General features: G+C 71.8%; 13 protein-coding genes, 1 tRNA gene, 1 other RNA gene and 1 pseudogene. 6 read left to right on the top strand and 10 right to left on the bottom strand.

The genetic code is table 11. From position 1 onward, the window contains the following. Positions 1–66: 66 nt before the first annotated feature. From DZF91_RS05815 to DZF91_RS05800, 4 genes are all read right to left on the bottom strand, one after another. Positions 67–1,269, bottom strand: a complete 1,203-nt coding sequence (locus DZF91_RS05815) for an FAD-dependent monooxygenase (RefSeq protein ID WP_117356456.1) — start codon at positions 1,267–1,269, stop codon at positions 67–69. 283 nt (positions 1,270–1,552) lie between these two features. After that, positions 1,553–2,827: an aspartate kinase gene (locus tag DZF91_RS05810; protein WP_117356455.1), complete on the bottom strand. Its 1,275-nt coding sequence runs from the start codon at positions 2,825–2,827 to the stop codon at positions 1,553–1,555. An 84-nt stretch (positions 2,828–2,911) separates the two neighbouring features. Beyond that, positions 2,912–3,577 (bottom strand): class I SAM-dependent methyltransferase, encoded by a 666-nt coding sequence (locus tag DZF91_RS05805; RefSeq protein ID WP_235834106.1) that lies wholly within the window; start codon positions 3,575–3,577, stop codon positions 2,912–2,914. A gap of 49 nt (positions 3,578–3,626) precedes the next feature. Beyond that, positions 3,627–4,064, bottom strand: coding sequence for a hypothetical protein (locus DZF91_RS05800; RefSeq protein ID WP_117356454.1), 438 nt, complete (start codon positions 4,062–4,064; stop codon positions 3,627–3,629). Between the two features lie 160 nt (positions 4,065–4,224). Between DZF91_RS05800 and DZF91_RS05795 the strand changes: the two genes are divergently transcribed. After that, entirely contained in the window at positions 4,225–4,566 is a 342-nt protein-coding gene (locus DZF91_RS05795) for a DUF5713 family protein (protein ID WP_117356453.1), read from the top strand. A gap of 87 nt (positions 4,567–4,653) precedes the next feature. Here the strand turns inward: DZF91_RS05795 and DZF91_RS40965 are convergent, their stop codons facing one another. Beyond that, the gene (locus DZF91_RS40965) at positions 4,654–4,881 is read right to left on the bottom strand and encodes a hypothetical protein (protein ID WP_199486436.1); all 228 of its coding nucleotides are present in this window, start codon (positions 4,879–4,881) and stop codon (positions 4,654–4,656) included. Between the two features lie 357 nt (positions 4,882–5,238). Here DZF91_RS40965 and DZF91_RS05785 point away from each other — a divergent pair, with 357 nt between their 5' ends. Beyond that, on the top strand, positions 5,239–6,336 hold the full coding sequence (locus tag DZF91_RS05785) for an NAD(P)/FAD-dependent oxidoreductase (RefSeq protein WP_117356452.1): 1,098 nt from the start codon (positions 5,239–5,241) through the stop codon (positions 6,334–6,336). A gap of 139 nt (positions 6,337–6,475) precedes the next feature. Here DZF91_RS05785 and DZF91_RS05780 read toward each other — a convergent pair whose 3' ends face one another. From DZF91_RS05780 to ffs, 5 genes and pseudogenes are all read right to left on the bottom strand, one after another. Beyond that, positions 6,476–7,024 (bottom strand): DUF5063 domain-containing protein, encoded by a 549-nt coding sequence (locus DZF91_RS05780; protein ID WP_117356451.1) that lies wholly within the window; start codon positions 7,022–7,024, stop codon positions 6,476–6,478. Next, complete coding sequence (gene recR / locus DZF91_RS05775) at positions 7,017–7,616, bottom strand: recombination mediator RecR (protein WP_117356450.1); 600 nt, start codon at positions 7,614–7,616, stop codon at positions 7,017–7,019. Before recR ends, DZF91_RS05780 begins: the two co-directional genes overlap by 8 nt. A gap of 341 nt (positions 7,617–7,957) precedes the next feature. Further along, positions 7,958–8,308: pseudogene (locus DZF91_RS05770) on the bottom strand (YbaB/EbfC family nucleoid-associated protein); the annotation flags it as partial. Positions 8,309–8,721: 413 nt separating this feature from the next. Then, a complete protein-coding gene (locus tag DZF91_RS05765) occupies positions 8,722–11,376 on the bottom strand; it encodes a DNA polymerase III subunit gamma and tau (protein ID WP_117356448.1) in 2,655 nt (884 codons plus the stop codon). 38 nt (positions 11,377–11,414) lie between these two features. Next, positions 11,415–11,510: signal recognition particle sRNA small type (ffs, locus tag DZF91_RS05760), an RNA gene on the bottom strand. Positions 11,511–11,580: 70 nt separating this feature from the next. Between ffs and DZF91_RS05755 the strand changes: the two genes are divergently transcribed. From DZF91_RS05755 to DZF91_RS05740, 4 genes are all read left to right on the top strand, one after another. Next, complete coding sequence (locus tag DZF91_RS05755) at positions 11,581–11,931, top strand: DUF952 domain-containing protein (RefSeq protein WP_117356447.1); 351 nt, start codon at positions 11,581–11,583, stop codon at positions 11,929–11,931. A 10-nt stretch (positions 11,932–11,941) separates the two neighbouring features. Beyond that, a tRNA-Ser gene (locus DZF91_RS05750) sits at positions 11,942–12,029 on the top strand. Positions 12,030–12,231: 202 nt separating this feature from the next. Continuing rightward, positions 12,232–13,284 (top strand): M4 family metallopeptidase, encoded by a 1,053-nt coding sequence (locus DZF91_RS05745; RefSeq protein WP_199486435.1) that lies wholly within the window; start codon positions 12,232–12,234, stop codon positions 13,282–13,284. Between the two features lie 246 nt (positions 13,285–13,530). Next, on the top strand, positions 13,531–13,854 hold the full coding sequence (locus DZF91_RS05740; RefSeq protein WP_117356445.1) for an EF-hand domain-containing protein: 324 nt from the start codon (positions 13,531–13,533) through the stop codon (positions 13,852–13,854). Positions 13,855–13,984 lie beyond the last annotated feature (130 nt).

The raw sequence follows: 13,984 nt of genomic DNA, 5'->3' as shown, positions 1-13,984 counted from the left end.
CCGGCTCCGCCACGACCGCCCACCGGTGCCCGCCCACCTCCGCCGGGAGGCGGCGGCGGGCGCGGCTCACGCGCGCACCGGGGCGCCGGCCGGGGCCGGGTACTCCCTGAGCTCGATGGCCGTGGCGGCCTTGGTGGTCATCTTGTCCAGCAGGCGCAGCATCGGACCGGCGGTGAGCACCTTGTAGATCCGGGTGCGGCGGCGCAGGCTGCGCGCGCTCTTCGGCGCGAAGAACGGCCCGACGCCCCCGGCGACCTGCTGGCACGCCCTGGTGAACTTCCGGATCGCCTGCTCGTAGGCGGGGAACGCGACCCGGTGGTCACCGCCCGCGGCGGCCAGTTCCCCGGCCAGGACGTAGGCGCAGACGACCGCGAGCCCGGTCCCCATGCCGCCGCAGGTCGCGCCGTACCCGGCGTCGCCGAGCAGCGCGATCCGGCCCGTCGTCCAGGAGTCCATCCGGACGATGCTGACCGAGTCGTGGTAGAAGTACGGCGCGTCGGCCAGGTCGGCGAGGACGGTCGCCGCGTTCCAGCCCATCCCGGCGAACCGCTCGGCGACCAGGCGCTTCTGCCCCTCGTGGTCGTGGCGGTCGACGGCCTGCCCGTCCTGCGCCGCCGCGTACACGCACATCACGTTCGCGGACGTCCCGCCGTCCAGCGGGTAGACCGACAGGCCGCGTCCAGGCTCGCTGTAGAGCAGGGCGTCGCGGCTCAGTCCGAGCCGGTTCGGGGCATGGAAGATCGCGACGTTGTAGCCCGAGTCCCGGACGAACCGCGACTCGTCCCCGAAGGCGAGCCGCCGGACGTTGGAGTGCAGCCCGTCCGCGCCGACGACCAGGTCGAACCACTCGGGGGCGCCGCGCTCGAAGGTCGCGTACACCCCGTCGGGGGTCTCCTGGAGCGAGGTGATCGAGTCGCCGAAGACGTAGCGGGCCGCGTCCCTGGTCCGGTCGTAGAGGATGCGCGCGAGGTCGCCGCGCTGGATCTCGACCTGCCCGCCGGTGAACGAGGCGGGCAGCGTGAGCAGGTCCTCGCCGTGCTCGTCGATGAGGTGCAGCGGCCCGTTCTCGGTCCGGTGCCGGCGGATCTCGTCCAGGATGCCCATCCGGGTCAGCACGTCCATGTGGACGTCGCCGCGGAAGTCCACCGCCTGCCCGCCGGGCCGGATGCCGGGCGCCTTCTCCACCACGGTCACCTCGTGCCCGTACCGGGTCAGCCAGAAGGCGAGGGACGGACCGGCGATGCTCGCACCCGAGATCAGAACCTTCATGACGCGCTCCCTTGGTCGTTTCCTGCGATGACCGAAGAGTCGCCTGGGCCGCTGACCGTCCGCGCACCACCCGCTGACAGGCGCCACGCACCGTCCGCGGCCGGCGGAGCCCCCGGCGGATCAGCCTGAAGACCTGGTAGATCAAGCGGAAGACCCGGCGGAGCAGGCGGAGGATACGTGCGCGCACCGTCCGCCGGCAAGCCCGAAGGGCCGCCCGGCACGCCGGACGGCCCTTCGGTGGAGCTCGCGAAGAACCTGGGAGTAAAGGCTCCGGGGACGGAGGTCAGCGGCCGGTGCCGCCGTAGACGACCGCCTCGATCTGCTCAGAGTCGAGGTCGAACGCGCGGTGCGCCTCGGCGACCGCGGTGTCCACGTCGTCCTGCGCGACCACGACCGAGATCCGGATCTCCGAGGTGGAGATCATCTCGATGTTGACGCCCGCGTCGGCGATCGCGCCGAAGAACTTGGCGGTGACGCCCGGGTGGGAGCGCATGCCCGCGCCGATCAGCGAGACCTTGCCGATCCGGTCGTCGAACCGCAGCGACTCGAAGCCGATCCGGTCCTTCAGCTTGTTCAGCGAGGTCAGGGCGGCCTGCCCGTCGGTCACCGGCAGCGTGAAGGAGATGTCGGTGCGCCCGGTGGACGCCGCCGACACGTTCTGCACGATCATGTCGATGTTGATCTCGGCCTCGGACAGCGCCGAGAAGATCGACGCGGCCTCGCCGACCTTGTCCGGGACCCCCACGACGGTGATCTTGGCCTCGCTCCGGTCGTGCGCGACGCCGGAGATGATCGCCTGCTCCATCTCGTGCCCTTCGATCTCGCTGCTGTCGACGACCCAGGTTCCCTCCTTCGTGGAGAAGGACGAACGGACGTGGATCGGCATGTTGTAACGGCGCGCGTACTCCACGCAGCGCAGGTGCAGGATCTTGGCCCCGGACGCGGCCATCTCCAGCATCTCCTCGTAGGAGATGCGCGGGATGCGCTGCGCCGCGGGGACGATCCGCGGGTCGGCGGTGAACACGCCGTCCACGTCGGTGTAGATCTCGCACACGTCGGCGTCGAGCGCCGCGGCGAGCGCGACGGCGGTGGTGTCCGAGCCGCCGCGGCCGAGCGTGGTGATGTCCTTGGTGCCCTGCGAGACGCCCTGGAACCCGGCGACGATGCAGATCGAGCCCTCGGTCAGCGCGTCCTGGATCCGGCCCGGCGTGACGTCGATGATCTTCGCCTTGCCGTGCGCGCCGTCGGTGATCACGCCGGCCTGGGAGCCGGTGAACGACCGGGCCTCGTGGCCCAGGTTGGAGATCGCCATGGCGAGCAGCGCCATCGAGATGCGCTCGCCGGCGGTGAGCAGCATGTCCAGCTCGCGCCCCGGGGGCAGCGGCGACACCTGCTTCGCCTTGTCGATCAGGTCGTCGGTCGTGTCTCCCATCGCGGACACCACGACGACGACGTCGTTGCCCGCCTTCCGGGTGGCCACGATCCGCTGGGCCACCGCCTTGATGCGCTCGGCATCGGCGACGGAGGAGCCACCGTACTTCTGCACGACAAGGGCCACGGGCAGCGCTCCTCGGGTTCGGGATCAGGACTTGCCGACGAAAGTCTACCGAGGCCGGGAGATGTCATTACGACCAGGTAACCGTCAGCCTGAGATGACACGTCCAGAATGTGAGACGCCGCGACCGCTCGGCCTGCGCCAGACGATGCTGTAGCGCCACAGGAGGTGCCGCCGGAACTCGGCGCCCGGCAGAAGCCCCGCGGCCAGCTCCGCCATCTCCCGGTAGGTGACCGGCGGCGGCCACACCATGGGCGACGGGTGCTCCCAGTGCCCCTTCAGCACCCGGTACACCGCTCCCGCCGCCGTGGCGGCGGCGACGCGCGGCAGGTCCCGGGGCAGCTCGTCCCGGGCGAGCCCGACGACGGCCAGCACCCCTCCCGGACGGACGAGCTCCCGCATCCGGACGAGCCCGGCGGTGGCGTCCATGTGGTGCAGGGTCGCCACGGACGCCACGACGTCGAACGAGGCGTCCTCGACGCCGTGGTCGCGGAGGAATCGGTGATCAAGGAAGTCGCCGCGGACGTAGTCGATGTCGTCCCCGTACGCGCGGGCCTGCTCGAGGCTCGGCTCGTCGAGGTCGATGCCCGTGACGGCGGGGACCGTCCGGCGGAGGGCGCGCGCCAGCATCCCCTCGCCGCAGCCCACGTCGAGCGCCGTCCGGGCCCCCTCGGGGACGGCTCCGAGGATGCGCCGGTGGTAGTGGATGTTGTGGTTCCAGCGTCCGCCGCGCTCCACGTGCCCGCCCTTCACGTGCCCTGCCCTTCCGTCGTCCCCTTCGAGACTGCCAGACCCGGACCGGTCAGGCGGCGGTCACGGCCCCGATCTCGACGGCCCCGCTTTGGGTGAGGCCGAGGGCGCGGAAGGTGACGCGCTGGTCGAACCAGAGCAGGCCCATGGTGACCGCCGCCATCGTCAGGCCGAGCGCCAGGTGCACCGAGGCGCTGGTGACCTGCGCGCCGGCCGCGCCGAGCACCACGTGGACGCCGATCCGCAGCCCGATCAGCGCGAAGAGGATCTTCCGCGTGCGGGCGTTCCTCAGCATCGCCTTGATCAGCTTCTTGCGCCGCCGCAGGACGGTCAGCCCCACCACCATGTTCACCGCGCCGAGCGCCGCGAGCACCATCCAGGCGCCGTCCCATGCCTTGAGCAGGTCGTAGGCGGCGCCCATCGCGCCCTCGAAGGCGAAGAACCAGATCGGGAGGGGCTTGATGTCGCTCAGCTCGGGGGTCTCGCTCATGTCCTGCTCCAGGGTCCGTGTCCGCGTCCTGCCGACCCCTGGATCGTGTCGCGGGACGCCCACCGGGCGGCAGAACCATCCCTCCGGTCCTCGGCAGTACAAATGTCACGGTCCGTCCGGCGACGCCGTTCTGTCGGTGGCGTCGGGCAGGATTCCGCGCGTGAGAATCACCAACCAGAAGCTGGTCGGCTACACGTTCCTCAGCGACATGCTCGGCGACGACTACTACCCCCGGCACCTGGTCGTGAAGGGCCAGGCGATCCTGCGGCGGCTGTGCGCGCAGATCGAGGCGGACCGTCCGGCCGACCTGGCCGCGCTGTACGCCATGACGAACGCCGCGACCAGGCAGTTCAACGACCTCCAGGACGAGCTCTTCGAGGCCGACAGCGAGATCGAGACCGTCGCCCGCGACACCATCGCGTCGGACTTCTTCTACGTGGCCGCGGCCTACGGCTTCGAGAACGCCGACGTCGAGGAACTCGTCGCCGACCGCGACTGGTAACCCCGTCCCGGGCGCGCCGAAGCACGCTCCACCCCGGGTAACTCCGCCAGGACGACCGGGCAGCTCAAGCGGGACGGCTTGAACGGCTCATGCGGAACGGTCGGCCTTGAGGGCGGCGGCGGTCTCGACGACGCGTCCGGCCTGGTGGCGGGCCGCTTGCAGGGTGTCCTCGCTGGGCGCGCCCGTGCCCGCCACGTGGGACGTCCCGTACGGATTGCCCGTCTTGAACTGGATGGGGTCGGTGCAGCACAGCACGGCGTCCGCCCAGGCCAGGTCGTCGAGGACCGCCTCCGGGACGTCCGCGGCGTTCCGCACGTGCTCGGCCCATTCCGGACGGGTGTCGACGACCTCCGCGGCACCGTCTCGGCGATCCTCCGTAGCCGGACGTTCGCGCCCGCGTTCCCCGCCCCCTCGGCGGCGGCTCCGGCCAGGGCGTGCAGGTTCCCCGTGGCGCTGTAGTAGATGATCGCGACGTTCACGACATCCAAGATCGTGCTCCTTCCTCCGCTGCTCCTCCCCCACCGACGAAGCGGCCTCCGACTCTGCGGGGCCCGCTCCCGGGCCGGCGCGGCGCCTCCGGCCCTCTGTGTGAGGGAGGCCACTGGCAGGCGTGTTACGCGTCGGCGGCCCCCGGTGTCTTTTGAGCAGACCGGCTCGAACGAGGAGGCACACATGAAGGTGGTCGTGGCAGGCGCGGGATATGCCGGGGCGGTCGCGGTGAACCGGCTGGCGAAGCGGGTCCCGGACGCGGAGGTCACGGTGGTCAACCCGCGTCCGGACTTCGTCGAGCGGGTGCGGCTGCACCAGCAGCTGGCCGGGACGGGACACGCGGGCAGGCCGCTCTCCCAGGTCCTGCCACGCGGCGTCCGCGCACGTCAGGCGGCCGTCGAGAAGATCGGCGACGGATGCGCGGTGCTGGACGACGGCGATACCCTGGACTTCGACTTCCTCCTGCTGGCCGTCGGAAGCACGCTGTCACCGCTGCCCGGCACCGTCCCGACCGGCACATGGGAGGGCGCCGAGCGGGCACGTGCAGCGCTGGCGAAGCTCCCCGCGGGGCGGACGGTCACCGTCGTCGGCACGGGGGCGACCGGCATCGAGACGGCCGCGGAGATCGCCTACGCCCGTCCCGACCTGAAGGTTCGGCTCGTCGGCCGGGAGCTCGCGGCACCGCTCTCGGAGGGGGCGCGCCGCCGGGTCCGCGACGGTCTGGCACGGCTGAACGTGGCCTTGGTCGAGGACATCGTGACGGGTGTCCGGCCGGAGGAGGACGAGCCGGCAGAGGGGACCGTCACGCTGGGGTCGGGCGAGGAGTTCGCCTCGGACCTCACGCTCTGGTCCGTCATCGGCTCCGTCCCCGACCTGGCGGCGCGCAGCGGCCTGGCCGTGGACGAGCGGGGCCGCGCCGTCGTGGACGAGTACCTGCGCAGTGTGAGCGACCCGCGCGTCGTCGTCGCGGGCGACTGCGCGGCCGTCCCCGGATCGCGGATGTCCTGCCAGACGGCCGAGCCGCAGGGCGCGCACGCCGCGGACACCGTGGCCCGCATGATCAAGGGCGAGCCGCTCCGGCCCTACAAGGTCGAGTACGTCGCCGCGTGCATCAGCCTGGGCAGGCGCGACGGCGTCATCCAGTTCGTCCACCGGGACGACAGCCCTCGGCGGCGGTACTTCGCGGGACGGCTCGGGGCCATGACGAAGGAGGGCATCGTCCGCGGCGCCGGGTTCAGCGCCCGCACCGGCATCGTCGGCGCGCTCCCCGGCGCGAAGTGACGGCCCGTCGCGACACAGGCGATCGCGGACAGGCCCCGGCGAACACCGCCGGGGCCTGTCCGTAACGGCCGCCCGTGCGAGGTCAGAAGGTCCACCGGGACATGCCCGTGGCGGGCCGTCTCGGCCTCTCGGGGTGAGGTCAGACGGTGGCGGGGGCCTCTTCGGAGACGTCCAGGCGCGCGTTGGCGACGACCGCGTGCAGGGCGCGGAGGGCCGCCCCTGCGTGGTTGCCCCAGTGGTTGAAGTAGGAGTACTGCCACCACCAGAGCGCCTCCAGTGGACGTCCCTGCTGGTAGTGGCGCAGCCCGTGGACGAGGTCGCTGGCGACGTCGACCAGGTCGTCCGAGAGGCGGTAGGCGGTCGGCTCGGTGTCCTTGTACGGGTCGAAGACCTCGACGTACTCGTCCACCGAGAGGAGCCGTTCGCCGAGGCCCTGCCGGACCTGGTCGAGGTCCGGGTCGTCGCCGACCTCCGGCTCCCAGTTGTCCGGCAGGATCACGTCGGCGCTGGCGCCGAGCTGGGCGCCCGCCAGGATGACCTGGGACACCTCCAGCAGCAGCATCGGGACGGTGTGCGTCCCGGCCTCGCCGCGCGCGACGGCCTCCAGTCCGCTGAGGTAGTTCTCCACGTGGCAGGCCACGCGTTCGGCGAGGGTGTTCCAGTCCTGCGGGCTGTTTGAGTCAGACATCGAGCAGCCTCCGTCCTTCGAATGCGCGGCCCAGCGTGACCTCGTCCGCGTACTCCAGGTCGCCGCCCACCGGAAGGCCGCTGGCCAGGCGGGTGACGGTGAGCCCCATGGGCTTCACGAGCCGCGCGAGGTAGGTTGCGGTGGCCTCCCCCTCCAGGTTGGGGTCGGTCGCGAGGATCAGCTCCTTCACCGTCCCGTCCGCGAGCCGCTGCATCAGTTCGCGGATCCGCAGGTCCTCGGGGCCGACGCCCTCGATGGGGCTGATCGCCCCGCCGAGCACGTGGTACCGGCCGCGGAACTCGCGGGTCTTCTCGATCGCGACCACGTCCTTGGACTCCTCGACCACGCAGATCACCTGCGGGTCGCGGCGCGGGTCACGGCAGATGCGGCACTCGTCCTCCTCGGCGACGTTGCCGCACGTCCGGCAGAAGCGGACCTTGTCCTTGACCTCCGTGAGCGCCCGGGAGAGGCGCTCGACGTCGGCCGGGTCCGCGGCGAGGAGGTGGAAGGCGATCCGCTGCGCGCTCTTGGGGCCGACGCCGGGCAGACGGCCCAGCTCGTCGATGAGATTCTGGACGACCCCTTCGTACAACGGTCGCGTCCTTCCTGGTCGGTGGCGGTGGAGGGAGGGCGGTGCGGGCGGACGGCCCGCCGGGAGGACACGGCCTCCGGTCCCGGCTTCCTGCTCCACTTGGGCTTCGGTTCGGCGCCCGCCCTCGGACTCGGCCTCCGGGCCCGGATGTCGGGTCCGGATGTCGGGTCCGGGTTTCGGGGGTCCGGGTCCCGAGAAATCCGGGCCCTTCGAGAGTAGGGCGTTCAGCCGGGTGAGCCGGGCGTCCGGGGTCCTCCGGCTTCGCCCGGGCCCCGGGAGCCGCCGGGTCCTTCGAGGTCACCGGGGCTGGGGAAGCCCGGAAGGCCCGGGAAGTCGCCTTCGCCGCCCATGCCGGGGAGACCGGGGATGCCGCCGGGCAGTCCCTCGGTGAGCGGGCTCATCTTCTCCTGCTGGAGGTCCTGGGCGGCGCGGCCGGCGTCCCGGATCGCGGCGAGCACCAGGTCGGCGACGGTCTCGGCGGTGTCGGCCGGGTCGTCGGCGTCGATCGCCTTCGGGTCGATGGTGAGGCCGGTGACCTCGCCCTGGCCGTTCACCGTGGCCGTGACCAGCCCGCCGCCCGCCGTGCCGGTGACCTCGGCGTCGGCGAGTTCCTGCTGGGCGTCGAGGAGCTGCTGCTGCATGCGCTGCGCCTGCTGCAGCAGATCCTGGATGTTGAATCCACCGGGTTCCACGGTGAGCTCCGTTCCGTCGCATCCCTCAACCGGGCGGGGGCCGCACTTGGCCCGTCCGTCCGGCACCGGACGTTTGTCTACCTGAGACTACGGGTTTGAAACCGGATGCGGTATTCACCGCCCCGGCGCCCCCGTCCGAGGGCAGTCCCGGCGTTTCCCGACGTACGCGGAGCAGGTCGTCCGTGCTGCATATTCGGGACACGTGGCCGTCCGTCCGACCTTCGCCGCGGAGTCGGTCGGCCGGGGTCGTCCCGACGACGGGCGACGAGGGTGATGCATCCGAGCAGGCAGCAGGAGCGGCAGGAGCGGCTTGCGGATGGCGTTCGGATCGGAACGTCCGGAGGTCGTAGCCCTCGGCACGCGTCCAGCACTGGCCGGAAGCCGGCGGGTCTCCGCCGTAGTCAGTTCCGGGATCAGGTGTTGTCGATCTCGCGGATGATCTGGCCGCCCAGCTCGCGCTGGATCAGCGCCATGCCGCCGGCCTCGGCCTCCGTGCCGTCGTAGTCGGCGTCGCCTTCCGGGTCCACGACGTCGATGTCGTCGGGCGGCCCGGGCTCGGACGGGGGCGGAGGCTCGTCCGGAGGCGGCGGAAGCGGGCCGGGGTCCGGCACGGACGCGCCCGCTCCGCCGGAACCGCGGCCACCGCCGCTTCCGGCACCGCCGCCGTGACCGCGGTCACCGCCCTCGTTCGGAGCGGATGGGCCGCCGGGCTGTCCCGCATGGCCGGAGCCGGACGATCCGGAGGCTTGCTGGGACGGCTGGGCGGGCGCCGGAACGGACGGGCTCTGCGGAGGCACGGACGGACGCGGCCCGGGGGCGGGCGGCGGAGCCGGGGTGGAAGCGCCGGAGAACCCGGCGACCGGAACACCACCGCCGTTGCCGCCGCCTCCGCCCCCGCCGAAGCCGCCCGGGGATCCAGGACGTCCGCCGCCGGGGGGCGGAACGTTCGCTCCGCCGAGGACGGCCTCGATGCGCCAGTCGACGCCCAGGCGTTCCCGGAGCACCTCGCGCAGGACGGTGTCACGGTTGCCCGCGGTGAAGTTCTTGAGCGCGCCCTCGGCCTCGAAGGCGAGGGTGAGCTGGTTCCCGGTCAGACCGATGGGCCGGACGCCGTTCATGACCGAGACCCACGCAACGCGGCTCTTGAACTTCACCGCGTCGACGATCTCCGGCCAGCGTTGCTGGACCATCGCCACGTCCCCGCCGCCGCCTTGGCCCGCCGATGCGGAAGCGGAAGGAGCGGAGGACGCATTGTGAGATCCCGCCGCGCCGGAGAAACCACCGGACGTGCTCGCAGGCCCGGCCATCGCACGCGATCCCGAACCTGTAGACGCAGACCCGGCAGAGCTGGAACCGGCCGCACCGGGCCCGGTGGTCGCGGCGGATCCGCCGGCGGCAGAACCGGTGGAATCGGCGCGCGCCGACGAGGCGACACCGGAAGAGCCAGCGGCGACGCTGGAAGAGCCAGCGGCGACGCTGGAAGAGCCTGCGGCGACGCCTCCAGAGGACGCCGAAGGTCCAGAGGGCGCAGAGGCCGCAGAGGACTCGGAAGACGCGGAGGAAGACGCGGAGAACGCGCCCGCGAAGGCGGACCCGGCGCGGTTATCCACAGAACCGCGTTCGCCTTCCGCCGTCCCCGTGGGGCGTTGGACACTGGAAGTGGGGTCGCCCCCCTGGGCGGGCGGGGGTTGCTGGGGAGCGTAAGAAGCCCCACCCGCGCCCGCACCGGCCCCCGCGCTCAGGCCCGAGCCCGCTCCGCCACCCGAAGCCGCACCCGCACCCGGCGCCGCGCCAGCGCCAGCGCCAGCGCCACCGTTCGAGCCCGCACCAGCAGCCCCGCCGTAAGCGCCATAACCAGGAGCCCCCTGGCCCCCGCCTCCGCCTCCGGGACCGCCGAAGCCGCCCCCGGAGGCCGCCGTGCGCTCGAGCCGGTCGAGCCGCGCCATCAGGGACGCCTCGTCCCCGTACGCCCCGGGCAGCAGGATCCGCGCGGCGATCAGTTCGAGCAGCAGCCGGGGCGAGGTCGCGCCGCGCATCTCCGTCAGCCCGGTGTGCAGCAGGTCGGCGGCCCTGGTCAGTTCCGCCGGGCCGAGCGACGACGCCTGGCGCCGCATCTGCTCCAGCTCGTCCGGCGGGACGTTCAGCAGCCCCGATCCGCCGGCCTCGGGGACGTTCGAGAGGATCACCAGGTCGCGGACGCGTTCCAGCAGGTCGGCGGTGAACCGGCGCGGATCCTGCCCGCTCTCGACGACCCGGTCGATCGCCGCGAAGACGGCCCCGCCGTCCCGCGCCGCGAAAGCGCCGATGACCTCGTCCAGCAGCGCCGAGTCCGTGTAGCCGAGCAGGGACACCGCGCGCGCGTACGTGATGCCCTTCTCGTCCGACCCGGCGAGAAGCTGGTCGAGGATCGACAGGGTGTCGCGCGCGGAGCCGGCCCCGGCCCGGACGGCGAGCGGCAGCGCCGCGGTCTCGTACGGGACGTCCTCGGACTTCAGGATCTCCTCGACGAGCTCCTGGAGCGTCCCGGGCGGGATCAACCGGAACGGGTAGTGGTGCGTCCGCGACCGGATCGTCCCGATGACCTTCTCGGGCTCGGTCGTCGCGAAGACGAACTTCAGGTGCGGCGGGGGCTCCTCGACGAGCTTCAGCAGCGCGTTGAAGCCCTCCCGGGTGACCATGTGCGCCTCGTCGATGATGTACACCTTGAAGCGCGCGGACACCGGCGCGAAGAACGCCCGTTCGCGCAGGTCGCGGGCGTCGTCCACACCACCGTGGGAGGCGGCGTCGATCTCGATGACGTCGATGTGCCCGGAACCGGTCGGCCCGAGCGCCACGCACGAGTCGCAGACGCCGCACGGGTCGGGTGTGGGGCCCTGCTCGCAGTTCAGCGACCGCGCGAGGATGCGGGCGGACGAGGTCTTGCCGCAGCCGCGAGGGCCGCTGAAGAGGTACGCGTGGTTGATGCGCCCGTTGCGCAGCGCCTGCTGCAGGGGTTCGGCGACGTGTTCCTGCCCCTTGAGCTCGGCGAACGTCGCTGGACGGTACTTGCGGTACAGAGCCAGGCTCATCGGGGCCGCCCTCCCTCGCGCAGCAGAGCGTCAGAAGCGAAAAGGACCCCCCGCACACCCGCCAGAGCCTGCTTATCCTTGCTGCCTTCCGGCCCTGGGGAGGTTCACAGGGTGACGCCGTGCGAGGGGTCTGCCCAGAGTCTATGACATCCCCGGTCTTGCTCGCGCCTCCTCCGGCCGCGTCCGCACGTAAGCTCCGCCTCTATGACCGATCTCACCCCCTCCTCACCACCCGAAACCGTCCTCCACATCGCCGAGCGCCGGCATTGGGAATCGGCCCGCGCCACCGGCGCGCCGTACGCGATGTCCACCCGGGGCCGGACGCTGGACGAGGAGGGCTTCATCCACTGCTCCTCCGACCTCGACCAGGTCAAGGCCGTCCTGGGGACGTTCTACCGAGACGTCCCCCCGGACGACCTGGCCCTCCTGACGATCTCCACGGCGGGCCTGGACGTCCGCCTGGAGCCCGCCGACGGCCGCCTGTTCCCCCACATCTACGGCCCCGTCCCCCTGTCGGCCGTAATCGAGGTCGGACCAGTCCCCGAAACCCGGTAAGCTTGCCCACGGAGGATTCGCCTAGTGGCCTAGGGCGCACGCTTGGAAAGCGTGTTGGGGGCAACCCCTCACGAGTTCAAATCTCGTATCCTCCGCCAGCCTCTAGCAGGCTAAGCACGCTGAGGGCGGCACCACCGGTGCCGCCCTCACTGCTTTTCAGGTCTCTTTCAGGGTCTCTGGAGCCTCGGACAGCCGCGGGAAGCGGATTCGGGAGCCCTCTACCCAAAGGCCCCTCGGTAGGACATGATCCCCCGACGGACCGGCCCGACCGGCCGGTCCTCGGCCCGCCCTGGAGGAGCCTTGTCCCGTCCCATCCGCGTCTCCCGCGCCGCGCTGGCCACCGCCGCCGCGCTCGTCTCCGCGTCCGGACTCGCCGCCCCCGCCCTCGCCGCGCCCCCGGCGGGGACCGCGACCGCGACCGGCCAGGTCTTCATGGTCAATCCCGTCCAGTCGTCGGGGGACGAGAGCCTGACGGACGGCAAGGACGCCGCGTCGGCCGTCCCCGCGTCCGCGTACACCACGGTCGCCCTGCGGAACCTGGACGGCAGCGGCAACCTCTCCGGACGCTGGGCCGCCGTCCGCTCGGAGACGGGCGCGCCCGCGTTCTCGGCGACCGGCGACTTCCGCTACACGCGGGACACCGACCAGTTCGAGCAGGTCATGGCCTACTTCTGGGTCAACGAGGCGCAGGAGTACCTGCAGTCGCTCGGTTTCGGCTCGGAGCTGCCCGGCGCGAACGACAAGCAGCAGGGCGTCCGGATCAACCAGTACGGTGCGGACAACTCGTTCTTCACCGACAAGAAGCACGAGATCCGCTTCGGGAAGGGCGGCGTGGACGACGCCGAGGACGCCGAGGTGGTCGTGCACGAGTACGGGCACGCCGTGCACGAGGCCCAGGTTCCGGGGTTCGGGACGTCCGAGGAGGCCGGCGCGATCGGTGAGGCGTGGGGTGACTACCTGGGTGTCGAGGTGGGTCTGGCCGCCGACGCCCGGTACGGCTGGCCGCGCCTGACGCCCGAGCCCTGTGTCGCCGACTGGGACTCCACCGGCTACACCTCGACCGTTCCGCACTGCCTGCGGCGTCTGGACACGGGCAAGGTGTACGGCGACAAGGTGGGTGAGGTGCACGCCGACGGCGAGATCTGGTCGAACGCCCTGTGGGACATCCGCAAGGCGCTGGGGGCCCGCGTCGCGGACCGGGTCATCGTCAACGCGCAGTTCTCCTTCGCGCCCGACACGAGCTTCAGCGCCGCCGCGAAGGCGACGATCGCGACGGCGCGCAGCATGTACGGCGACAAGGCCGCTGAGAGCGTCCGGCAGGCGTTCGCGGCCCGTCAGATCCCCGGGGTCTGACGGGACGGCCGCCCGCCGGCCTGGCGGTCGTTGAAGTCGAGGGCGGCACCCCAACGGTGCCGCCCTCCCTTTTCGCAGGCAGTGGGCTTTTCGGCCAGCCGACCGGGATTCGTGGGCCGCGGATGGGGAAGGACGCGGCGACATGTTCATGCGCCGGTACGACGCCGCGTCACCTCCAGGGGGGCCGGACGTGCGTACCCGCCGCGGTGCCACCCCGGCGGCCCCGAGAAGCGAGAAGAGGAAGACATGGCGGACGAAGTGAGCTTCACCGGTTCCGAGGCATCGTCCGACGGGAACCCGGGGTCGGCGGCCTCACCGAACGCCACCTCCTTGTTGCAGCAGGCGGAGGCCACGTTCAAGGCGCTGGACGGCGACGGGGACGGCTTCGTCACCAGGGACGAGTTGCGCGCGTCCTACAAGAGCCTGGGGTTGGACCTTCCCGAGGCGGCTCTCGATCAGCTGATGAGCGCCGACACCAACGGCGACGGACGAGTCGATCTCGAAGAGTGGCTGCGGTCCGTCGAGCCGGCGCCACAGCCGGACGGCCAGGAACCGCCCTTCCTCGACTGAGCGGATCCGAGGGGGCGGGGCCACTCCGGCGCCGCCCTCATTGCCGGCTCGACCTGGGCGTTTCTCGTCGCATCCGTGATCGGCACCCCGCCGCCGACATCTTGTATACAAGTCGCATATTCTTAGGATC

This window comes from Actinomadura logoneensis, from assembly GCF_003428695.1.
GTDB classification, from domain to species: domain Bacteria; phylum Actinomycetota; class Actinomycetes; order Streptosporangiales; family Streptosporangiaceae; genus Spirillospora; species Spirillospora logoneensis.
This window is presented reverse-complemented; position numbering and strand designations above follow the sequence as displayed.